20 protein-coding genes are annotated in these 21,633 nt (G+C 69.1%); 8 read left to right on the plus strand and 12 right to left on the minus strand.

Features of this window, described 5'->3' with window-relative positions; genetic code table 11:
- The first annotated feature begins 117 nt into the window (after positions 1 to 117).
- Positions 118 to 1,293, plus strand: a complete 1,176-nt coding sequence (locus tag AC1DOQ_RS08150; RefSeq protein WP_477362051.1) for an ABC transporter substrate-binding protein — start codon at positions 118 to 120, stop codon at positions 1,291 to 1,293.
- Positions 1,294 to 1,318: 25 nt separating this feature from the next.
- On the opposite strand, the gene AC1DOQ_RS08155 is transcribed toward AC1DOQ_RS08150, so the two are convergent.
- Complete coding sequence (locus AC1DOQ_RS08155; RefSeq protein WP_477362001.1) at positions 1,319 to 1,831, minus strand: MarR family winged helix-turn-helix transcriptional regulator; 513 nt, start codon at positions 1,829 to 1,831, stop codon at positions 1,319 to 1,321.
- A gap of 127 nt (positions 1,832 to 1,958) precedes the next feature.
- Between AC1DOQ_RS08155 and AC1DOQ_RS08160 the strand changes: the two genes are divergently transcribed.
- Together AC1DOQ_RS08160 and AC1DOQ_RS08165 are read left to right on the plus strand one after the other, a co-directional pair.
- The gene (locus AC1DOQ_RS08160; protein WP_477362003.1) at positions 1,959 to 3,014 is read left to right on the plus strand and encodes an aromatic ring-hydroxylating dioxygenase subunit alpha; all 1,056 of its coding nucleotides are present in this window, start codon (positions 1,959 to 1,961) and stop codon (positions 3,012 to 3,014) included.
- Complete coding sequence (locus AC1DOQ_RS08165; protein WP_477362005.1) at positions 3,011 to 3,967, plus strand: PDR/VanB family oxidoreductase; 957 nt, start codon at positions 3,011 to 3,013, stop codon at positions 3,965 to 3,967. Before AC1DOQ_RS08160 ends, AC1DOQ_RS08165 begins: the two co-directional genes overlap by 4 nt.
- 48 nt (positions 3,968 to 4,015) lie before the next feature.
- Here the strand turns inward: AC1DOQ_RS08165 and pcaCD are convergent, their stop codons facing one another.
- From pcaCD to pcaH, 4 genes are read right to left on the minus strand one after another with little or no spacing between them, the layout of a single operon-like run.
- Positions 4,016 to 5,278 carry a bifunctional 4-carboxymuconolactone decarboxylase/3-oxoadipate enol-lactonase PcaCD gene (gene pcaCD / locus AC1DOQ_RS08170; RefSeq protein WP_477362007.1) on the minus strand — a complete coding sequence of 421 codons (1,263 nt, stop codon included), beginning with the start codon at positions 5,276 to 5,278 and terminating at the stop codon, positions 4,016 to 4,018.
- Between the two features lie 9 nt (positions 5,279 to 5,287).
- Complete coding sequence (gene pcaB / locus AC1DOQ_RS08175; RefSeq protein ID WP_477362009.1) at positions 5,288 to 6,682, minus strand: 3-carboxy-cis,cis-muconate cycloisomerase; 1,395 nt, start codon at positions 6,680 to 6,682, stop codon at positions 5,288 to 5,290.
- Between the two features lie 36 nt (positions 6,683 to 6,718).
- A complete protein-coding gene (locus tag AC1DOQ_RS08180; RefSeq protein WP_477362011.1) occupies positions 6,719 to 7,240 on the minus strand; it encodes a peptidase associated/transthyretin-like domain-containing protein in 522 nt (173 codons plus the stop codon).
- An 11-nt stretch (positions 7,241 to 7,251) separates the two neighbouring features.
- Positions 7,252 to 7,944 (minus strand): protocatechuate 3,4-dioxygenase subunit beta, encoded by a 693-nt coding sequence (gene pcaH, locus AC1DOQ_RS08185; RefSeq protein WP_477250403.1) that lies wholly within the window; start codon positions 7,942 to 7,944, stop codon positions 7,252 to 7,254.
- A 138-nt stretch (positions 7,945 to 8,082) separates the two neighbouring features.
- Here pcaH and AC1DOQ_RS08190 point away from each other — a divergent pair, with 138 nt between their 5' ends.
- Complete coding sequence (locus tag AC1DOQ_RS08190) at positions 8,083 to 8,856, plus strand: IclR family transcriptional regulator domain-containing protein (protein ID WP_477362013.1); 774 nt, start codon at positions 8,083 to 8,085, stop codon at positions 8,854 to 8,856.
- Positions 8,857 to 8,988: 132 nt separating this feature from the next.
- Here the strand turns inward: AC1DOQ_RS08190 and AC1DOQ_RS08195 are convergent, their stop codons facing one another.
- Positions 8,989 to 9,894 (minus strand): helix-turn-helix domain-containing protein, encoded by a 906-nt coding sequence (locus tag AC1DOQ_RS08195; protein ID WP_477362015.1) that lies wholly within the window; start codon positions 9,892 to 9,894, stop codon positions 8,989 to 8,991.
- A 128-nt stretch (positions 9,895 to 10,022) separates the two neighbouring features.
- On the opposite strand from AC1DOQ_RS08195, the gene AC1DOQ_RS08200 reads away from it, so the two are divergent.
- The 4 genes from AC1DOQ_RS08200 to AC1DOQ_RS08215 all read left to right on the plus strand — a co-directional run bounded on the left by AC1DOQ_RS08200 (position 10,023) and on the right by AC1DOQ_RS08215 (position 14,434).
- Positions 10,023 to 11,189 carry a 4-hydroxybenzoate 3-monooxygenase gene (locus AC1DOQ_RS08200; protein ID WP_477362017.1) on the plus strand — a complete coding sequence of 389 codons (1,167 nt, stop codon included), beginning with the start codon at positions 10,023 to 10,025 and terminating at the stop codon, positions 11,187 to 11,189.
- 116 nt (positions 11,190 to 11,305) lie between these two features.
- A complete protein-coding gene (locus AC1DOQ_RS08205) occupies positions 11,306 to 12,700 on the plus strand; it encodes an MFS transporter (RefSeq protein ID WP_477362019.1) in 1,395 nt (464 codons plus the stop codon).
- A gap of 5 nt (positions 12,701 to 12,705) precedes the next feature.
- Positions 12,706 to 13,893, plus strand: a complete 1,188-nt coding sequence (locus tag AC1DOQ_RS08210; RefSeq protein WP_477362021.1) for a CynX/NimT family MFS transporter — start codon at positions 12,706 to 12,708, stop codon at positions 13,891 to 13,893.
- A gap of 100 nt (positions 13,894 to 13,993) precedes the next feature.
- Positions 13,994 to 14,434, plus strand: coding sequence for a DoxX family protein (locus AC1DOQ_RS08215; RefSeq protein ID WP_477362023.1), 441 nt, complete (start codon positions 13,994 to 13,996; stop codon positions 14,432 to 14,434).
- A gap of 15 nt (positions 14,435 to 14,449) precedes the next feature.
- On the opposite strand, the gene AC1DOQ_RS08220 is transcribed toward AC1DOQ_RS08215, so the two are convergent.
- From AC1DOQ_RS08220 to AC1DOQ_RS08245, 6 genes are all read right to left on the minus strand, one after another.
- Positions 14,450 to 15,289, minus strand: a complete 840-nt coding sequence (locus tag AC1DOQ_RS08220) for an alpha/beta fold hydrolase (protein WP_477362025.1) — start codon at positions 15,287 to 15,289, stop codon at positions 14,450 to 14,452.
- A gap of 120 nt (positions 15,290 to 15,409) precedes the next feature.
- Entirely contained in the window at positions 15,410 to 16,012 is a 603-nt protein-coding gene (locus AC1DOQ_RS08225; protein ID WP_477362027.1) for a response regulator transcription factor, read from the minus strand.
- A 45-nt stretch (positions 16,013 to 16,057) separates the two neighbouring features.
- Positions 16,058 to 18,073 carry an ATP-binding protein gene (locus AC1DOQ_RS08230; protein ID WP_477362029.1) on the minus strand — a complete coding sequence of 672 codons (2,016 nt, stop codon included), beginning with the start codon at positions 18,071 to 18,073 and terminating at the stop codon, positions 16,058 to 16,060.
- 72 nt (positions 18,074 to 18,145) lie between these two features.
- Positions 18,146 to 20,002: an amidohydrolase gene (locus AC1DOQ_RS08235; RefSeq protein WP_477362031.1), complete on the minus strand. Its 1,857-nt coding sequence runs from the start codon at positions 20,000 to 20,002 to the stop codon at positions 18,146 to 18,148.
- A gap of 37 nt (positions 20,003 to 20,039) precedes the next feature.
- Positions 20,040 to 20,666 carry a response regulator gene (locus AC1DOQ_RS08240; protein WP_477362033.1) on the minus strand — a complete coding sequence of 209 codons (627 nt, stop codon included), beginning with the start codon at positions 20,664 to 20,666 and terminating at the stop codon, positions 20,040 to 20,042.
- 76 nt (positions 20,667 to 20,742) lie between these two features.
- The coding region (locus AC1DOQ_RS08245) for an alpha/beta fold hydrolase (protein ID WP_477362035.1) at positions 20,743 to 21,633 on the minus strand (891 nt) is incomplete at its 5' end.

Raw genomic sequence — 21,633 nt, forward strand, 5'->3', positions numbered from 1 at the left:
CCACGCACGACACCCGCAGCAACCAGAAAATGTGCCGGTAGGGTGGGCTCCCCGAGCCCACGCACGAAGTGCACGACAATCAAACAATATAAACAGGAGATAAGCCCGATGAACCGAATGAACCCCACCCGCCGCAGCATCGTCCTCGGCGCCGCCATGCTGGCTGCCGGCCTGTCCGCCGGCAGTGTCCACGCCGCCGAGCCGCTGAAGGTCGGCCTGATCGTGCCGATGTCCGGCCCCTTCGCCTCGACCGGCCGCCAGGTCGATGCCGCCGTCAAGCTCTTCATGCAGCAGAACGGCGACACCGTGGCCGGCCGCAAGATCGAAATCATCCTGAAGGACGACGGTGGCGTCTCGCCCGACGTCACCAAGCGCCTGGCCCAGGAACTGGTGGCGCGCGACAAGGTGCAGGTGCTGGCCGGTTTCGGCCTGACCCCGCTGGCATTCGCCGCCGCGCCGATCGCGACCCAGGCCAAGGTGCCGATGATCGTCATGAACGCGGCCACCTCGGTGATCCCGCAGCGCTCGCCCTACATCGTGCGCACCGGCTTCACGCTGCCGCAGGTGACCGCGCCGCTGGCCCAGTGGGCGGCGAAGAACAAGATCAAGTCGGTGGTGACCTTCGTGGCCGACTACGGCCCCGGCATCGACGCCGAGAAGGTCTTCGTCAAGGACTTCACCCAGGCCGGCGGCAAGGTCCTCGCCTCGCTGCGCGCGCCGCTGCGCAACCCGGACTACGCGCCCTTCCTGGCGCGCGTGAAGGACGCCAAGCCGGACGCCGTGTTCGTGTTCGTGCCCTCGGGCGAGGGCGCGGCCGTGCTCAAGCAGTTCACCGACCGCGGCCTGGCCGCCGCCGGCATCCGCCTGATCGCCACCGGCGACGTGCTCGACGACGACCTGATGCCCTCGATCGGCAATGCCGCCCTGGGCGTGGTCAGCAGCCACCACTATTCGGCCGCCCATCCGTCGCCGGAAAACCAGGCCTTCGTCGCCGCCTTCACCAAGGCCAACAAGGACATGCGTCCGAACTTCCACGCGGTCGGCGCCTACGACGGCATGCAGCTGCTGTACGCGGCGCTGAAGAAAACCGGCGGCAACAGCGACGGCAGCAAGCTGCTGGAAGCGATGAAGGGCATGTCCTGGAACAGCGTGCGCGGCCCGGTCAGCATCGACCCGGCGACCCGCGACATCGTGCAGACGGTTTACATCCGCAAGGCCGAGCAGGTGAATGGCGGGGTGTACAACGTCGAGTTCGACAAGGTCGAGAAGTTCAAGGATCCGGGCGTGGAGTAATACCACCCGTCATGCCGGGCATTGCTCAGCATGGGTCCCCGCCTTCGCGGGGACGACGGGGATTCAAGGGCGCCCGGCTCTGCTCATTGTTCCCATTCACCAGCTTTTCCAGCAGCGCCATGAACTGCGCCTGCTCCGGCGGCGACAGCGGCGCGAGCAGGCGCTGGCGCAGGCGCAGGGCGCCGGCTTCCAGCGCCGCCAGCAGGCGCGCGCCGGTGGGCGTGATGCTCAGCGCCCGCTGGCGCCGGTTGTGCGGAATCACCTTGCGTTCCAGCAAGCCTTTCTCTTCGAGCCGGGCGCACACCGTCGCCCCGGTCGAGGTGTCGATGGCGGCCAGTCCGGCCAGCGATACCTGGTCGATGCCGGGATGCTCGGCCAGGCGGCTCAGGATCGCGTACTGCACCGGCGTCAGTTCGGAGCCCAGTTCGTCGTAAAAAATCGACACCGCGATCTGCTGGGCGCGGCGCAACAGGTGGCCCGGATGTTCATAGAGGTCGAGCGGTGCGGCGTCAATGGCGCGTGCGTTGTTGGTCGGCATGGTTCCCGTCTGTTTGGTGCGCTGCACCATCAAAATATTCGTGATCGTAGTTTACTTCGTCGCTCAAACGCGTGATACTTTTCTCACATTCAGTGTACTGAATATCGCAAACAAATAGGAGACAAAGATGTTCCCGAAAAACGCCTGGTACGTGGCCTGCACCCCGGATGAAATCGACGGCAAGCCGCTCGGCCGCCAGATCTGCGGCGAGAAAATCGTGTTCTATCGCGGCAAGGAGGGCAAGGTCGCGGCGGTCGAGGATTTCTGCCCGCACCGCGGCGCGCCGCTATCGCTGGGCTTCGTCCGCGACGGCAACCTGGTGTGCGGTTACCACGGCCTGGAAATGGGCTGCGAAGGCAAGGCGATCAGCATGCCGGGCCAGCGCGTGCGCGGCTTCCCCTGCATCCGCAGCTACGCGGTCGAGGAACGCTACGGCTTCATCTGGGTCTGGCCGGGCGAGAAGGACAAGGCCGATCCGGCAACCATCCACCACCTGGAATGGGCCGACAACCCCGAATGGGCCTACGGCGGCGGCCTGTATCACATCAACTGCGATTACCGCCTGATGGTCGATAACCTGATGGACCTGACCCACGAGACCTATGTGCACGCGTCCAGCATCGGCCAGAAGGAAATCGACGAGGCGCCGGTGAACACCAAGGTCGAGGGCGAAGAGGTGGTGACCAGCCGCTTCATGGAGAACATCAGCGCGCCGCCGTTCTGGCAGGCGGCCCTGCGCGGCAACGGCCTGGCCGACGACGTGCCGGTCGACCGCTGGCAGATCTGCCGCTTCAACGCGCCCAGCCACGTGATGATCGAGGTCGGGGTCGCGCACGCCGGCAAGGGCGGTTATCACGCGGACGCGGCGCACAAGGCATCCAGCATCGTGGTCGACTTCATCACGCCGGAAACCGAGACCTCCCACTGGTACTTCTGGGGCATGGCGCGCAACTTCAAGCCGCAGGACGAAGAGCTCACCCGCACCATCCGCGAAGGCCAGGGCAAGATCTTCAGCGAGGACCGCGAGATGCTGGAACTGCAGCAGCAGAACATCCTGCGCCATCCGGAGCGCAAGCTGCTGATGCTGAACATCGACGCCGGCGGCGTGCAGTCGCGCCGCATCATCGACCAGTGGCTGGCGCGCGAGCACGCCGGCCAGTCGGCAGGGGAGGCAGCGGCATGACCACCTTCGACGTGCGCGTGGCGCGCAAGGCCAGCGAGGCCGACGGCATCTGCAGCTACGAACTGGTGCGCCTGGACGGCGCGCCGCTGCCGCCCTTCGAGGCCGGCGCCCACATCGACGTGCACCTGGGCGACAAGCTGGTACGCCAGTACTCGCTGTGCAATCCGCCCGGCGAGACGCACCGCTACCAGATCGGCGTGCTGCGCGACGCCAATTCGCGCGGCGGCTCCCAGGCCATGCACGACCATATCGACACCGGCTCGAAGCTGACCATCAGCGCGCCGAAGAACCACTTCCCGCTGGTCGAGGCACGGCGCACCCTGCTGTTCGCGGGCGGGATCGGCATCACGCCGATCCTGGCGATGGCCGAGACCCTGGCCGCCAAGGGCGCCGCCTTCGAGATGCACTACAGTACGCGTTCGCCGGAACGCGCCGCCTTCAGGGAGCGCCTCGCGGCCTCCCACCTGGCGGGCCAGGTGCACTTCCACTACGACAGCGGCGATGCCGCCCAGAAGCTGGACCTGGCCGCGCTGCTGGCGAATCCGCAGGCGGGCACCCACCTGTACGTGTGCGGCCCGCAGGGCTTCATCGACCACGTACTGGGAAGTGCCAAGGCCCTCGGCTGGCCGGCGGCCCAGCTGCACGTCGAGTACTTCAGCGCGGCGGCGGTGGACACCGGCGGCGACCGGGCCTTCGAAGTGAAACTGGCCTCGAACGGCAGGATCGTGACGGTGCCGGCCGGCACCACGGTGCTCAAGGCGCTGGAAGCCGAGGGCATCGAGATCGCCTATTCCTGCGAAGAGGGCGTGTGCGGCACCTGCCTGACGCGGGTGCTGGAGGGCGTGCCGGAGCACCGCGACATGTACCTGACCGAGGAGGAGCAGGCGGCGAACGACCAGTTTACGCCTTGTTGTTCGCGGGCGAAGACGCCCATGCTCGTGTTGGACCTGTAAGATTGGATCTGTAATCGTAGGGTGGGCACCCCGTGCCCACGCGTAGGCTTAGAGGGTATCGATAAACCCGGCAACGGCCTTGTCGAACGCCTCCGGCTGCTCCACCGCACTCAAATGCGAAGCCTCCTTCAGCACCGTGAGCGACGCCCCCGGAATCCCGTCTGCCAAAGCCTGCGCCATGGCCACCGGCGTTCCCTGGTCCAGCTCACCTGCGATCACCAGCGCCGGCACCCCGATCTGCCCGAGCCGCGCGGTGGTGTCGACCTTGCCCACCGCGTTGCAGCAGCCCACATAGCCCACCGCATCGGTCGTCACCAGGCGGCGGCGGAAGCGGGCCACCGTGCCGGCTTTCTGCGCGCGGAAGCCGTCGTGGAAGTAGCGCGCCATGACGGCGTCGGCGATCGCCTCGATGCCCCGTTCGCGCACGGTGACGATGCGCTGTTCCCAGACTTCGCGCGCGGCTTGTGGATAGCCGCTGGTGGTGTTCGCCAGCACCAGCGCGCGCACCAGGGAAGGGTGGCGCAGTGCCAGCTCCTGGCCCACCATGCCGCCCATCGACAGCCCGACCCAGACCACGGGACCGGTATCGAGTTCGCGCAGCAGGCGGGCGGCGTCGTCGGCCAGTTCCGCCATCGAGTACAGGCCGTCGCCGGCGTCCGAGCTGCCGTGGCCGCGGTGGTCGTAGGCGATCACGCGGCAGTCGCTGGCTAGCAGCTTGGCCAGGCCGTCCCACATGCTCAGGTCGCAGCCCAGCGCATGGCTCAGCACCACGGTATGGCGCGGCGCCTTGCCGCTGCGTGGTTCGCGCACGCTGTAGTGCAGGGCCGGCGTGCTCGTGGTGCGGCCTTTGCGGCCGAGGCCGGAATGCGAGACCGCGCCGGGAGCGGAGGGCTCCAGCACGTAGCCGATCTGGTCCGCCACTTCACGCAGGATCGCCAGCGCGTGCGTGAAGCCGGTATTTGCGGCGGGGACGCCGGCGTAAATGGCCGACTGCATCAGGATTTCCTTGATCTCGTCGGGCGTCAGGCGGCTGCCTTCCTCGCCCAGCAGGGCGGCGCGCACGTGCAGGTCGTATTCTTCCCAGCGGCCGAGCGCCACCGTGATCGACAGGACGATCGCGCGGCGGGTCTTGTGGTCCAGGCCGGGGCGGCCCCAGATCTCGTTCCAGGCGAAGCGCGTGATCAGGTTCTGGAATTCGGCATTGAAGCTGGTCGCGTTGTTCAGGGAACGGTCGACCCAGGCGTCGCCGAGGACGTTGCGGCGGTTCTGCAGGCCGCGTTCGAAATCGTGGTCAAGCGGATCGAAACTCATCGGTGTGGCTCATTCATGAAATGGGTGGGAGGCTGCCAGCCTGTCCATGGACAGGCGCAGGCCATGCAGCTGGGTTTCGGCCAGGCGGCGTGCCGGTTCGGCGGCTGCCACCGGATCGAACAGGCGCGCCAGCCGGGCGGCATCGACGTGGGCGGCCAACGCCGGATCGGCGGCGACGGCATCGCGTACCAGCTGGTCGAGACCCTGGGGGCCGGCGGCCGCGCGCTTGCTCAGGTCTTCGAGCAGCGCATGCGCCTTCGGCCGGCCGATGGCGCCGGCCAGGTAGCTCGATACCGCCTCGGCGAATACCAGGCCATGCAGGGCGTGGATGTTGTGCAGCATGCGCTCGCGGTCGACCGCCAGGCCGGCAAAGGCTTCGTTGAGCGCGCCCAGGGCGCCGTGGACGGACAGGAAGATCTGCGGCCATTCGGCCAGTTCGGCCTGCCAGTTGCCGAGGCCCCGTTCGTGCTGCTGGTCCATGCAGGCCAGCAGGGCCGCCGCATGCTGGGGCGTGCGGCGCGCAGCGGCCAGCGCGATCATGGTGGACACCGGATTGCGCTTGTGCGGCATGGCCGAGGAGCCGCCGCGGCCATTCCCGGACGGCTCGGCCAGTTCGCCGACCTCGCCCTGGGCCATCAGGCCGAGGTCGGTGGCCAGCTTGCCCAGGCTGCCGCCCAGCACCGCCACTTCGAGGCCCAGGCGCACCCATTCGTCGCGCTGGGTGTGCCAGGCGGCGTCCGCGACCCGCAGGCGCAGCTCGGCGGCGACCCGCAGCGCCACCGCGGGGCCTTGCTCGCCCATCACGGCCAGGGTGCCGACGGCGCCGCCCAGCTGCAGCTGGAGGGCACGTGCTGCCGCCTCGCGCATGCGTTCGCGCGCACGCACGAGGGGCGCCAGCCAGCCGGTGGCCTTGAAGCCCAGGCTGGTCACCTGGGCCGGCTGCATCAGCGTGCGTGCCAGCACCGGCGTGGACAGGTGGTCTTCGGCCAGCTTCAGCAGGTGGCCGGCGAGCTCGCGCAGGCCTTCGTCGAGCAGGCGCAGGGCATCGCGCGTGACCAGCACCAGCCCGGTGTCGATCACGTCCTGGCTGGTGCTGCCCCAGTGTACGTGGCGCGCCGCTTCCTCGTCGTACAGCGCCACGGTTTTCTGCAGCTCCTTCACCAGCGGGATCGCCAGGCTGCCGGCGCGGCGGCCGGCGCGGACCAGGGCCGGGATGTCGTACAGCCCGGCCTTGCAGACGCTGGCGATGGCGCCGGCGGCGGCCTGCGGAATCAGGCCCTCCGCCGCCTGGGCGCGCGCCAGCGCGGCTTCGAAGTCGAGCATGGCCTGCACCACCGCGCCGTCGTCGAAAACGGCCTCCATGTCGGGCGTGGTCAGAAAACTGTCGAAGATCGATACACTCACTGGCGCTCCCGTCGCTTGTCTGTCATGCACGCACCATCATACATAATCGAAGAAGGCGGTTTCCTGCTCGCCCTGCATCCGGATGTCCCAGCGGTACTGGCCGTCGCCGGTCTTGCGGGCGAGCAGGGTGGCGCGGCGCGCTTCCGGCACCTGGTTCAGGATCGCGGACTCGGACAGGCCGGCGGCGTCCTCGAGGAAGACGGCGGTGAACTGGTGCTTGACCAGGCCGCGCGCGAACACGGTGATGTAGGCCAGCGGTTCGCCCGCCGCGGCATCCAGCGGCGCGGCGATGCGCATGCTGAATTCGCCGTCGGCGCCGCTCGGCACGCGGCGGAAGCCCGGGATCATGTGCTCGGCTTCGAGGGCGGCGGCATCCGGCGTCCAGGCTTCGATCTGGGCGTCGTTGATCGGGTTGCCGTCGCCGTCGTAGATGATGCCGCCGACCAGCACGGTGGGGCCGCTGGTCTTCAGGTTGGCGGGCGTGCAGGCGTCGGCGGCCCACTGCCAGGCTTCGTGGGAGAACGGGCCGACGGTCTGGGAAGTCGTGATCTTGCTCATGTGCTGTCTCCTTACAGGCCCATCGGGGTGGCGTCGCGTCCGCGCAGGACGATATCGAATTCGTAGCCGAGCATCTCGGCGCCGACCGTGTGTTCGAGGCTGAAGCGCGAGATCAGGCGCTGGCGCGCGGCTTCGTCAGGCACGCTCTGGAAGATCGGGTCGTAGTCGAACAGCGGGTCGCTCGGGAAGTACATCTGGGTCACCAGGCGCTGCGCGTACACGTTCCCGAACAGCGAGAAGTGGATGTGGGCCGGACGCCAGGCCTTGTCGTGGTTACCCCAGGGGTAGGGACCGGGCTTGATGGTGACGAAGCGGTAGCGGCCGTCGTCGTCGGTCAGCATCTTGCCGAGGCCGTGGAAGTTCGGATCCAGCGGCGCCGCGTGCTGGTCCTTGCTGTGCCAGTAGCGGCCGGCCGAATTGGCCTGCCAGACTTCGACCAGGGAGTTGCGCACCGGCTTGCCGTCCTCGTCGACCACGCGGCCGGTGACCACGATCTTCTCGCCCAGCGGCTCGCCCTGGCCGTGGGCGGTCAGGTCGGTGTCGTTCGGCAGCAGGATGTGGGGACCGGCGACGATGTTGCGCGTGACGGGCGCCGGGGCCTCGATGCGCAGGTTGGGCTGCAGCGGGCCGCGCTTGACGGTCGATTTATAGGCGGGATAGACGAGTTCCGGATAGACGCCCGGCTCGATGGCATCGAATTTCACAGCGAGTCTCCTTGGGAGGGTTGTTGTGCAAACGATGGTAGGGAAGGACGGCGGCAGCGACAAGCCGGCAAAGTGCTGCAGCGTTCACTATGCGCGCACTTTGTGCGATACTCGCACAAAACCCCTGCCAATTTGCACATGAGCGAAAAACCTGATGCGCCGCTGGAGCGGGACCTCGTCGGCGGCCTCGAAAAAGGCCTGAAGGTGATCGAGGCCTTCGACCAGGAGCGCTCGCGCCTGTCGATCGCCGAGGTGGCCGAGGCCACCGGCCTGACGCGGGCGGCGGCGCGCCGCTACCTGATCACGCTGACCCACCTGGGCTATATGCGGCACGAGAACAAGCTGTTCTCGCTGACCCCGGCGGTGCTGCGCCTCGGCCAGTCCTACCTGCATTCGGCGCGCCTGCCGCGCATCGCCCAGCCGCCGCTGTACCGGCTCGCGTATTCGCTGGGCGAGGCGGCCTCGGTCGGGGTGCTCGACCACGACCAGCTGGTCTGCGTGGCGGCGGTCAGCGCCGGACGCCTGGTCTCGGCCACCCTGCAGCCGGGCACCCGGGTGCCGGCCTATTGCACGGCCAACGGGCGCATGCTGCTGGCCTCCCTGCCGCAGGCCGACATCGAACGTTTCCTGGCCCAGGCCACGCCCGAGCAGATCACCCAGTACACGATCGTGGACAAGGAACGCCTGGCGCTCGAGATCGCGCGCGCCCGGGCGCAAGGCTATGCCCTGGTCGACCAGGAGCTGGAGCTGGGCCTGCGCACGATCTCGGTCCCGCTGCGGAACTTCCGCGGCGACGTTGTGGCGGCCATGAACGTGAGCGTGCACGCGGGCCGGCTGCCGGTGGAGCAGATGGTGGAGCGGTGTTTGCCGGCGATGATCAAGACGCAGGTGGAGCTGGGGGCGATGTTGTAAGCCCGGGTTGCCCGCTGCCTTTGCACCGTCGTCCCCGCGAAGGCGGGGACCCAAGTTCGGCGCATACCTGTAGCGTTTGAACTTGCAGGTGCCCGCGCAAACTTGGATCCCCGCCTTCGCGGGGACGACGGTTCATTCGTCCGCCTGCGTCCGCTGCCGGTACTCCTTCGGCGTCACCCCCACCAGCTTCTTGAACAGCCGGCTGAAGTAAGCCGGGTCCTGGAACCCCAGCTCATAGGCGATGCCGGCCACGCTGGCCGGCACATAGGTCAGCTTGCGGCAGGCCTCCAGCATCAGGCGCTCCTGGGTCATCTCGAAGGCGGTCTTGCCGGCGATTTTCAGGCACAGGCGGTTCAGGCGCACCGGCGGCACGCGCAGCGCGTCGGCATATTGCGGCACCCGCCACTGCTCCTTGTAGCGGCGCTCGATCTCGGTGCGGAAGCGGCTGAACAGCTCGAAGTCCTTGCGGCCCGAGCTTTCGGCGATGCGCCGGTCGGCCTGCACCCGCGCCAGCATCAGCAGCACGCAGCGCGACAGCCAGTCGAGCATCAGGGTGTGGCCCTGGCGCGGCGAGGCCGCTTCCGCGATCAGGTTGCGCAGCAGCGCCTCGATGCGCTCGCGCGCCTCCGGCACCGGTCCGAGTCCGATGGCGAGCGGCTCCACGAACAAGGAGGTGAACAGGTTGCCGTCCTCGCCGGCGGCGGCGAACAGCATGTTCTGGTCGATTGTCAGGACGTAGCCATAGGTCTCTTCGGAGAATTCGAAACCGTGGGCCAGAGAGGGATGGATGGTGAGGGCGACCGGGCCGTCGAGTTCGCGGACCTCGTCGCCGAGGGTGGCTCTTACGCGTCCGCCGAATAAAAAAAGTACCTGGAACAGGCCGGCGTGGGTATGGATGCCGATATGCCAGTCGTAGCCGCGGCTGCGCGTCTCGATCAGTTCGACGTGCACCCCCTCGGCGTCAACACCCCTTGTGAGCTCGCCGTAGAGGGCGAATTGCGGGATGGCGGCGGACGGCTGGGGGAGGGCAGTAGGCATGGCGAAGACCGGGGTGGTCGGAGTCGAATGAAAAAATAGTACAAGTTTTTTCCAGTTTCATCCATTCATATCGGCCCGCCGCCGCACTAGGATGATGTCAACCAGAACACATAAACGGAGACATCACCATGCGTACCCAGGTCGCCATCATCGGCGCCGGCCCCGCCGGCCTTCTGCTTTCCCACCTGCTGCACCTGAACGGCATCGAGTCCGTCGTGCTCGAATCGCGCAGCCGCGCCGAGATCGAAGCCACCATCCGCGCCGGCGTGCTCGAACAGGGCAGCATGGACATCCTGAGCGACGCCGGCGTCGGCGAGCGCATGCGCCGCGAAGGCGCGCTGCACCACGGGATCGAACTGGCCTTCGGCGGCCGCCGCCACCGCATCGACCTGCACGGCCTGACCGGCAAGGCGATCACCGTCTATCCCCAGCACGAAGTCATCATCGACCTGGTCGCGGCCCGCCTGGCCGCCGGCGGCGAACTGCTGTTCGAGACCAGCCAGGTCGAGATCGCCGGCATCGACGGCGAGCGGCCGGCGGTGAGCTTCATGCACGGCGGCGAGGCGCGCCGCATCGAGGCCGACTTCGTGATCGGCTGCGACGGCTTCCACGGCGTGTCGCGCCCGATGATCCCGACCACGGTCCGCCAGGATTTCCAGCGCACCTATCCCTTCGGCTGGTTCGGCATCCTGGTCGAATCGGCGCCCTCGTCGGAAGAACTGATCTACGCCCGCCACGAACGCGGCTTCGCCCTGGTCAGCACCCGTTCGCCGACCGTGCAGCGCCTGTACTTCCAGTGCGACCCGCGCGACCACGTCGACAACTGGTCGGACGACCGCATCTGGGCCGAGCTGCATGCGCGGCTGGAGAGCGACGACGGCTGGAAGCTCAAGGAAGGCAGGATCTTCCAGAAGGGGATCATCGGCATGCGCAGCTTCGTGTGCGCGCCGATGCGCTCGGGCCGCCTGTTCCTGGCCGGCGACGCCGCCCACATCGTGCCGCCGACCGGCGCCAAGGGCATGAACCTGGCGATCTCCGACGTCAAGCTGCTGTCGCGCGCCCTCGACAGCTTCTACCGCGGCGCCGGCGAGGAAGGCCTGGAGCGCTATTCGAGCGAGGCCCTCAAGCGGATCTGGCGCGCCGAATTCTTCTCGTGGTGGATGACGCGCCTGCTGCACACCTTCGAGGATGCATCGCCCTTCGACCGCGAAGTGCAGCTGGCGGAGCTCGAGAACGTGGTGGCCTCGCGCGCCCTCAGCACCGCACTGGCCGAGAACTACGTCGGCGCCTTCTGAAGCGGGCCTGCAGCGCCGCGGCCCACCCGTGGCGCATATTGCGATACAGTAGAGCCATCAGGCATACGATATAAAACGCGGCCGGCCACCGGCGGGACCGCCCGAAGGAGACACATATGCAGAAAGACGTCCAAGCGGTCGACGTCCAGGACTTCCTCAACCGCCACCGGTTCTCCGGCTTCCAGTGGACCATCTTCGCGATCTGCTTCCTGATCGTGCTGCTGGACGGCTTCGACACCGCCGCGATCGGCTTCATCGCCCCATCCCTGCTCAAGGAATGGGGTCTCAGCAAGGCGGCGCTGGCGCCGGTGCTCAGCGCGGCCCTGTTCGGACTGGCCGCCGGCGGCCTGACCGCCGGTCCCTGCGCCGACCGCTTCGGCCGCAAGACCGTGCTGGTGGCGGCGGTGGCCCTGTTCGGCGCAGCCTGCACCTGGTCGGCCTTTGCGGCCGACCTGACCCAGCTGACCATCCTGCGCTTCGTGACCGGCCTCGGGCTGGGCGCCGCGATGCCGAATGCCGTCACCCTGATGAGCGAATACTGCCCGGACCAGCGCCGCGCGACCCTGACCAATGCGATGTTCTGCGGCTTCCCGCTGGGGGCGGCGCTGGGCGGCTTCCTGGCCGCCTGGATGATCCCGCAGTGGGGCTGGCGCAGCGTGCTGCTGCTGGGCGGCGCTGTGCCGGTGGTGCTGGCGGCCGTCATGCTGGTGCGCCTGCCGGAGTCGGTGCGCTACATGGTCGCCAAGCGTCATCCCGCCGCGCGCATCCGCGCCGCGCTGCTGCGCATCTCGCCGGCGGCCGCGCAGGCAGCCTCGTTCACCATGGCCGAGAAGGCCGCGCCGTCCGTCGCCGCCAGCGGCCTGCGCGTCATCCTGTCGCGTCCCTTCATCGTCGGCACCGTGATGATGTGGCTGGCCTACTTCATGGGCCTGGTGATCTTCTACTCCCTCATCAACTGGATGCCGATCCTGTTCAAGGAAGCCGGCCTGGATGCGCGCACGGCCACGCTGGCGGCCTCGCTGTTCCCGCTCGGCGGCGTCGGCGCCATCTTCCTCGGCTGGCTGATGGACCGCTTCAGCGCCAACCGCGTGATCGCGCTGTGCTTCAGCCTGAGCGCGGTGAGCATCTACGCGATCGGCCTGTCGGCCGGCAGCACCGGCCTGCTGATGGCGGTGGTCTTCCTCGCCGGCACTTTGATGAATACGGCGCAGTCCTCGCTGCCGGCGCTGGCCGCGGCCTTCTATCCAACGCAGGGCCGGGCCACCGGCGTCGCCTGGATGATGGGCGTGGGCCGCTTTGGCGGCGTCGCCGGCTCCTTCCTGGTGGCCGAGCTGTCGCGCCGCCAGGTGGGCTTCGAAGGGATCTTCGCGACCATCGCGGTGGCCGGCGTGCTGGCCACGCTGGCGCTGCTGGTCAAGCACTGGGGCGAGCCGCAGCGGCCGGAATCTGCTGACTCGGCCGCATCGTCCGGAGCGGCCGCGGCGCGCCGTTCCGCGGGCGTCGCGCATTGAGCGGCATGGAGCGCAGCCGCGCGGCCCGCGTCTTCCTCGGCGCCAGCCTGGTGCTGATCGCCTTCAACCTGCGTCCGCTGTTCTCCAGCGCCTCGGCCCTGCTGCCGGAACTGAAGAGCGAGCTGCACCTCTCGAGCTTCGGCGCGGGTGTGCTGACCACGCTTCCGGTGGTGTGCCTGGGGCTGTTCTCGCCGCTGGCGCCGCGGCTGGCACGCCGGATCGGCGCCGAACGGACCATGCTGGGCGTGCTCCTGTTGCTGGCCGTCGGCACCGCGCTGCGCGGACTGGCGCCGCTGCCGGCGCTGTTCTTCGGCACCGCCCTGGCCGGCGCCAGCATCGCCGTCGCCAACGTGCTGCTGCCGGGACTGGTCAAGCGCGACTTCCCGCGCCGGAGCGCGCTGATGACCGGGCTGTACACGATGGCGCTGTGCGGCGGGGCCGCCAGCGCCGCCGGCCTGACCCTGCCCATCGAAAGGCTGCTGGGCGGATCCATCCACGGTGCGCTCGCCGCCTGGGCATTGCCGGCGGCCGTCGTCGCCCTCATCTGGCTGCCGCAGCTCGGGCACGGGGCGCAGCGCCCCGCGGGCGGCGGCGCCCACATCAAGGGCCTGTGGCGCGACCGTCTCGCATGGAACGTCACCCTGTTCATGGGCTTCCAGTCGGCGCTGGCCTACAGCGTGTTCGGCTGGCTGGTGCCGATCCTGCGCGAGCGCGGCCTCGATCCCGTCCTCGCCGGCAGCGTGGTCTCGATGTCGGTCATGGTCCAGGCCATGTCCTGCCTGGCGGTGCCGCACATCGCGGTGCGCGGCAAGGACCAGCGCCTGATCAATGTGGCGCTGTGCGCGATCGCGGTGGTCGCGCTGATCGGCCTGCTGTTCGCGCCGCTGTCCACGGTCTGGCTGTGGGCGGTACTGCAAGGCGTCGGCCAGGGCGGCCTCATCGCAGCGGCCATGACCGTCATCGTGCTGCGCTCGGGCGATCCGCAGGTGGCCGCGCAGCTGTCCAGCATGGCGCAGTGCGTCGGCTACCTGCTGGCGGCGAGCGGGCCGCTGGTGGTGGGGTTGATCCGCGGCCAGACCGGCGGCTTCGGCTGGTGCGCGCTGCTGTTCGTGGTGCTGGGCGCGGTCGCCGGCTTCAACGGCTGGCGCGCCGGGCGCGCGGTGCACGTGGGCGCGGCGCAGGTACAAGGCTAGCGGCCTGTCCAAGGACAGGGGCGCAAGCGCATGCGGGCTTCTATCATCGAAGCCGGGCGCTTCGCCCCTACTTCATCCATTCGACACGTCAGGATCCGCCATGTACTCCAATCCCGCCCCCGCCATTGCCGCCAGCCGCGCCGAGCGCCGTCCCGCCATCGCCTACTGGTGTTTTCTGCTGTTGTTATGTTCCGCCTACCTGCAGGGCGGGATCGAGAAGGCGCTGGATTTTCCGGCGGCCGTCGCCGAGATGCATCACTTCGGGCTCGCGCCGGCGGGGCCGCTCGCCTTGCTCACCATCCTCGGTGAACTCGGCGGGGCGCTGCTGATTCTGTGCGGATTCCGGCGCTGGCTGGGCGCCGCCTACCTGGCCCTGTTCACGCTGGCGGCCAACCTGCTGGCCAACCGCTTCTGGGAACTGGCCGGGGCCGCCCGCACGATGTCCGAGAACGGCTTCTTCGAACACCTCGGCCTGGCCGGCGCCTTCATGATCGTCGCATACATCGATCTGCGCGAGCGGAAGGCGGCGGCCGGGGCCTGAGGCCGGGCGCCGGGATCAGCCGCGCAGGAAGGCCAGCAGCTCGGCGTTGAGCTGCTCCTTGTGGGTGGACGGCAGGCCGTGGCCGGCACCCTCGTACACCGACAGGCGGCCCTGCGGCAGCAGTTCGACGGCGCGGCGCGCGGTGGTGGCCAGCGGCACGATCTGGTCGTCGTCGCCGTGGATCACCAGGGTCGGCACCGTCATCTTCTTCAGGTCTTCCGTGAAGTCGGTTTCCGAGAACTGCTTGATGCAGGCGTAGGCGCTCTTCAGGCTGCACTGCAGTCCCTGTATCAGGAAGGACTGGCGCATGCCTTCCGAGACCTTGGCGCCCGGACGGTCGAAGCCGAAGAAGGGCATGGTCAGGTCGAGGAAGAACTGGGCGCGGTCGTTCCTGACGCCGTCGCGGATGCCGTCGAAGACCGACATCGGCACGCCGTCCGGATTGTCCGGCGAGGCCATCATCTGCGGGGTGACGGCGCCGACCAGCACCGCCTTGGCGACGCGGCCGGTGCCGTGGCGGCCGATGTAGCGGGCGACTTCGCCGCCGCCGGTCGAATGGCCGACCAGGGTGGCGCCGGTGATGTCCAGGGCGTCCAGCAGGGTCGCCAGGTCGTCGGCATAGGTGTCCATGTCGTTGCCGTGCCAGGCCTTGCCCGAGCGGCCGTGGCCGCGGCGGTCGTGGGCGATCACGCGGTAGCCGTGTTCGGCCAGGTACATCATCTGGTCTTCCCAGGCGTCGCCGGACAGCGGCCAGCCATGGCTGAACACCACCGGGATGCCGTGGCCCCAGTCGGTGAAGTGGATGATGGTGCCGTCACGCGCGGTGACGGTATCGATGGTGCGGTTGGCGCTCATGTCTGCTTCCTTTCAGGAGGTGGATGATGCCGCTGCTGTGCGGCCCTCCTGCATTGTGGACGCAGCGCCCGCGCCGGCCTAGCTATACGAAGGGATACACCGGCGCCCGCGCAACCGCGCTCACAGGCTGATGTAGCCGCGCTTGAGGGCGAGCGTGACCGCGTGGGTGCGGTCGCCGGCGCCCAGCTTGACCAGGATGGTGCTCATGTGGGTCTTCACCGTCGGCTCGCTGATGCCGAGGGCTTCGCCGATCACGCGGTTGGTGTTGCCGTTGGCGGCCAGGCGCAGCACGTCGAGCTCGCGCGGCGACAGCGCATCGGCCCGATGGTGGCTGTCGACGTCGCGCTGGGCCAGCGGGGCGATCACGCTGGCGCCCTTGTAGACATTGCGGACCGCCTGCGCCAGCGCAGCGCCGGGCGCGTCCTTCAGCAGGTAGGCGGCGGCGCCGGCCTTCAGCGCCGCCACCACGCGCGCATCGCCGCTATAGGTGGTCAGGACGACGATGCGGGCGTCCGGATGCAGGGCGCGGATGCCGATGATGGCTTCCAGCCCGTCCTTCACCGGCATCTGCAGGTCGACCAGGGAGACGTCGGGACGGTGGCGGGCAAAGTCGGCGATCGCCTCGGCGCCGTTGGCGGCGGTGCAGACGATCTCGATGTCGCCCTCGGCCAGCAGGGCGGCGGCGATCCCCTCGCGCATCATCGGGTGGTCGTCGGCCACCATCACGCGTATCGGTGTTGTAACTGGAGTGTGCATAGCCTTCGGATATTACACCGGAAGCCGCAGGCGGAAGCAGGCGCCTCGCGGCGCACAGGGCTCGTACCAGATATGGCCGCCGTGGGCGCGCGCGATCGACAGGCTGATCGACAGGCCCATGCCGTTGCCGCTGCTGCCGCGCTTGGTGCTGAACATGCTGGTGAACAGGCGTTCGCGGTGGGCGGGGGCGATGCCAGGACCGTTGTCGCTGACCGCCAGTTCGACCGCATGGCCGCCGCAGGCGACGGTCTCGATGCGGATGCGGCGCGGGCCGTCAAGCCCGGCGGCGGCGGCGGCCTCGGCGGCATTGACGACCAGGTTGGTGAGCACCTGCTGCAGCTGGACGCGGTTGGCCTCGACGCTGCGCTCGCCCAGGCCGAGCACGAGATCGAGCTCGATGCCGTGCTTGCGCAGCAGCCGGCGCAGCAGCTGCACCGTCTCGCGCACGGCGCGGTCGAGCACCACGCTGTCGGTTTCCATGTCCATGCCGGCGGCCAGGCGCTGCAGGCCGCGCACGATATTCCCGGCCTGCCGGCCGGCGGCGCCGATCAGGGCCAGCGAATCGAGGGCCCGCTCGACGTCCGGCTGGGCGCGGCGCAGCCACTTGGCGGCAGCCGCCGCGTGCAGGGCGACGGCGGCCAGCGGCTGGTTGAGTTCATGCGCGACCGACTGGCCCAGGTCGCAGCCGCCTTCCGCCTCCTGCGGCGCTTCGTTCCACCTGGCCCGCAAGGCTTCGAGGCGTCCCAGCGCGCCCCAGCGCCGGCAGGCCAGCAGCGTTTGCTGGCGATATTGATGGGCGGCCGAGCCCAGGCCGGCGTCCTCGGCCAGTTCGGCGGCCTGCTCGCAGGCGAGGACGGCGAGCCAGTGCAGTTTCGCGCCGGTGGCGAGTGCCGCGGCCCGTTCGAAGCCGCGCAGCGCGCCGAGCGGCTGGCCGCGGCGGCGCTCGAAGGCGGCATCCGCCAGCGCCGCCATCGCACCGTGGCTGGCCCGGCAGCGCGTGTCGAGACCGGCCAGCGCATCGCCGTGGCGGCGCAGGGCATCGAGCGTGAACGGGTCGCCGCAGCGGGACAGGGCCAGCACGGCGAACACGTGGTAGACCAGCAGGTCGCCAGGCGCGCTCAAGGGACCGACGAGGACGCCGGCTTCCTCCATCGCGCGCAGCGCCAGCGCATGCTCGCCCGCATACCAGGCGGCCTGCAGCCGGGTCAGCCAGTGGCCGAAGCGGCTTTCCTGGCCGGGTGCGCGCAGCGTGCAAAGGCGCTCGAGGATGGCACCGCCCTGGTGCGACAGCAGTCCGCGCAGCAGGCTGGCACGGTATTCGAGTTCATGGACGGCGGCATCGGCGGCCCGGCCGGCCAGCGCCTGGCGGCAGGCCATCTCGAGGTGGTGGGCCAGTTCCGGCACCGGCATGCCGGCGACGAGGGCGGCGCCGTACAGATAGCTGCCGGCGATCGGGGCCAGGGACTTGCCGTGGCAAAGCCCGGCCAGCACGGCGGCGGCGCGCGCGAAGCCCTCGTTCGCCGGCATCAGCAGCGCCGCGTGCACCGCATGTGCCAGTCCGGCGTGGCCATCGTCCCTGCGTGCGGCGCGCTGCAGGCCGGCGCGGGCCAGCGCCAGCGCCGCCGCGCCGCCGCCGTAACGGGCATGGGCGAGGGCGCCGAGCGTCACCAGCGCCAAAGCGGTGGCGTTGCCGGCGCCGCGTAGCAGCGCATGTTCGACTTCGGAAGCGATCGCGGGATGGGGGACGCCGGCAGCCGTCAGCGCCTCGAGCAGGAAGGCCGGATCCTGGGCGCCTTGCCGCTGCGCCGCCGGCAGGTCGAGCCAGCTTGCCGGTGCGAGCCGGCGGATCCGCTCCCAGGCCCGGGAACAGGCGATCTCGCCGATATTCTCTCCGCGCGGCCTGCGTTCCGGCACCGCAGCGGGGATATCGGACGTGCCGGACTCCGGCAGCGCCGGGACCGGCATCCGTAGCCGGGAGGGGCCGGCGAACGAGAGGGGGAACGGGGCGGTTTTCCGGGCCAGGTTCATGGGGCTTTCCTTGTTGCGGTTTGCCCCATTATCCGGCCAGTCGGCCTTTAGTCCTTCATACGATAGTCGTAGTCAGAACGCGAAGCAGCTGCAGCCGAAGGCGCCCCAGAAGCCCTGGAAATCGGACACCGGCACGTTCGAGCGGCGCGCCCGGTCGTGGCCGTGGCCATGCACGCCGCACGGGCCCTGGCACTGGTGGGCCAGCGCGGCCGCCGGCTGGGGTGCCGCGCGGCGCCAGTGGCCGGCCACCTTGTTCACCGGCGACCACTCCGGCAGCACCGGGATCGGCGGCGGTGCCAGCGGCGTGAACTCGGCCTGGCCGAACACGACCTTGCCGCCGACGATGGTCAGCACCGATTCCAGCCCCTTGATCTCGTCTTCCGGCACGCGGAAGAAGTCGCCGGACAGCACCGCCAGGTCGGCCAGCATGCCTTCGCGGATGCGGCCCTTCTTGCCCTGTTCGCTGGAGAACCAGGCGCTGCCGCTGGTCCAGAGCTCGAGCGCGGTCTCGCGCGGCAGGCGCTGGCCGGCGTCGTACAGGCGCAACCCGCCGACGGTGCGGCCGGACACCAGCCAGTACAGCGCGGTCCAGGGGTTGTAGCTGGCCACGCGGGTGGCGTCGGTGCCGGCGCCGACCGGCACGCCCATCTCCAGCATGCGCGCCACCGGCGGGGTGGCCTTGGCGGCTTCCGCGCCGTAGCGTTCGACGAAGAACTCGCCCTGGAAGGCCATGCGGTGCTGGATCGCGATGCCGCCGCCGAGGGCCTTCACGCGATCGATATTGCGCGGGCTGATGGTCTCGGCATGGTCGAAGAACCAGGCCAGGCCGTCGAAGGGGATCTCGCGGTCGACCTTCTCGAACACGTCCAGCATGCGCGAGATCGACTCGTCGTAGGTGGCGTGCAGGCGGAACGGCCAGCGGCTGGCGACCAGGTGGCGCACGACCTTCTCCAGCTCGTCCTCCATGCCCGGCGGCAGGTCGGGACGCGGCTGCAGGAAGTCCTCGAAGTCGGCCGCCGAGAACACCAGCATCTCGCCGGCGCCGTTGTGGCGGTAGAAGTCGCTGCCGTCGCCCGGCTTGACCATGCCGGTCCATTGTTCGAAGTCCTGCAGCTCCTTGCCCTTGTTCTGGGTGAACAGGTTGTAGGCGATGCGGATGGTCAGCTGGTTCTCCTTCGCCAGCTCGTCGATGACGGCATAGTCTTCCGGGTAGTTCTGGAAGCCGCCGCCGGCATCGATGGCGCTGGTCACGCCCAGGCGGTTCAGTTCGCGCATGAACTGGCGGGTCGAGTTCACCTGCAGGTCGTGCGGCAGGGTCGGGCCCTTGGCCAGGGTCGCGTACAGGATCATGGCGTTGGGGCGGGCGATCAGCATGCCGGTCGGATTGCCCTGGGCGTCGCGCACGATCTCGCCGCCCGGCGGATTCGGCGTGTTGCGGTCGTAGCCGACCGCGCGCAGGGCCGCGCGGTTCAGGAGTGCGCGGTCGTACAGGTGCAGCACGAATACCGGCGTGTCCGGCGCCGCGGCATTGATCTCCTCGATGGTCGGCATGCGCTTTTCGGCGAACTGGAATTCGTTCCAGCCGCCCACCACGCGCACCCACTGCGGATTCGGGGTGCGGTCGGCCTGTTCCTTCAGCATGCGCAGGGCGTCGGCCAGGGAGGGCACGCCTTCCCAGCGCAGTTCCAGGTTGTAGTTCAGGCCACCGCGGATCAGGTGAAGGTGGGAGTCGTTCAGCCCCGGGATGACGGTGCGGCCGTTGAGGTCGATCACCTGGCTGTCCGGCGCGCGGTGGCGCATCACTTCGTCGGTGTCGCCGACGGCAAGGAATTTGCCGTCCTGGATGGCGACCGCGCTGGCCTGGGGATTCTGGCGGTCGACGGTGTGGAAGCAGCCGTTGAAGAGGATGAGGGGGGCGCTTGCTTGCATGAATGCTCCGGGTTGCACGGCCCGCGGGCCGCGACGGTTAAAAAGGGTGCAGCAGGCCGCGCCGCTGGGCGACGCTGGCCGCTTCGGTGCGCGAGGTGACGTTCAGCTTGGTCAGGATGTTGTTGATGTGGTACTTCACGGTGCCGACGCCGATGCCGGCATCGCGCGCGATCAGCTTGTTGCTCTTGCCGGCGCTGAGGTGGGCCAGGATGTCGAGTTCGCGCCGCGACAGCGGGCTGCTATGGATGCGCGCGGCCAGCTTCTCGGCCAGGCGCGGCGGCAGGTAGCGCCCCTGCCTGAGCACGTGGCGCACGCAGTCGACGATCTCCTCGAAGCCCGACTGCTTCAGCAGGTAACCGGAAGCGCCGGCGGCCAGGCCGCGGTGCACGTCCTCGTCGCCCTCGTAGGTGGTGAGGATCACGATCTTCGCGTCCGGATGGCGGGCGCGCACCCGCGCGATCGCTTCCAGGCCGCCGCCCGGCATGTTGAGGTCGACCAGCAGCACGTCGGGCCGCAGGCGCTCGTACTGTTCGACCGCGCCGTCGGCATCGGTGGCCTGGCCGAGCAGGACCAGTTCCGGTTCGGCCTCGATCAGGGTGGCGATACCGGCGAGGATGAGCGGGTGGTCATCCGCGATGACCAGGGAGATCGTTGAGTTGTCCATGTGGGGCTTCCGGCGGTGGCAGGCCACCCATTTTCGAGCGCGGGCGGCCTGCGGTCCAGCTATACCAAAGGATAGGTCAGGCCTTGATGAAGGCGAGCAGGTCGGCGTTGAGGCGATGCTTGTGGGTGGTCGGCAGGCCGTGCGGCGCGCCCTCGTAGACCAGCAGGGTCGACTGCTTCACCAGCTTCGCCGCCGCGCGCGCCGAGGCGTCGATCGGCACGATCTGGTCGTCGTCGCCGTGCACGATCAGGGTCGGCACGTCGATCTTCTTCAGGTCGGCGCTGAAGTCGGTCTCCGAGAACTGCTTGATACAGTCGTAGGCGTTCTTCAGGCCGCACTGCATGCCCTGGGCCCGGAAGGTGTCGCGCACGCCCTGCGAGACCTTGGCGCCCGGACGGTTGTAGCCGTAGAAGGGCAGGGTCAGGTCCATGAAGAACTGCGAGCGGTCGTCCACCACCGACTTGCGGATGCCGTCGAATACGTCCATCGGCAGGCCGTTCGGGTTGGTGGCGGACTTCACCATCTGCGGCGGCACCGCGCCGACAAGCACCGCCTTGGCCACGCGTTTGCTGCCGTGGCGGGCGAGGTAGCGGGTCACTTCGCCGCCGCCGGTCGAGTGGCCGACCAGCACCGCGTTCTTCAGGTCGAGGTGGTTCAGCAGGGCCGCCAGGTCGTCCGCATAGTGGTCCATGTCGTTGCCGCCCCAGGGCTGGCTGGACAGGCCGTGTCCGCGACGGTCGTGGGCGATCACGCGGTAGCCGTGGGAGGCCAGGAAGAACATCTGGTCTTCCCAGGCGTCGCCCTGCAGCGGCCAGCCATGGCTGAACACGACCGGCTGGCCGCTGCCCCAGTCCTTGTAGTGGATTACCGTGCTGTCGGCGACGGTCAGGAAGTGGCCGGCACGCGCGCCAGCCGGCGCGGCAGCCGGCCTGGCCGGTGCCGCGGCGGCCGCGGCGCCGGTGGAGAG

This window comes from Massilia sp. 01N417 (assembly GCF_056399645.1).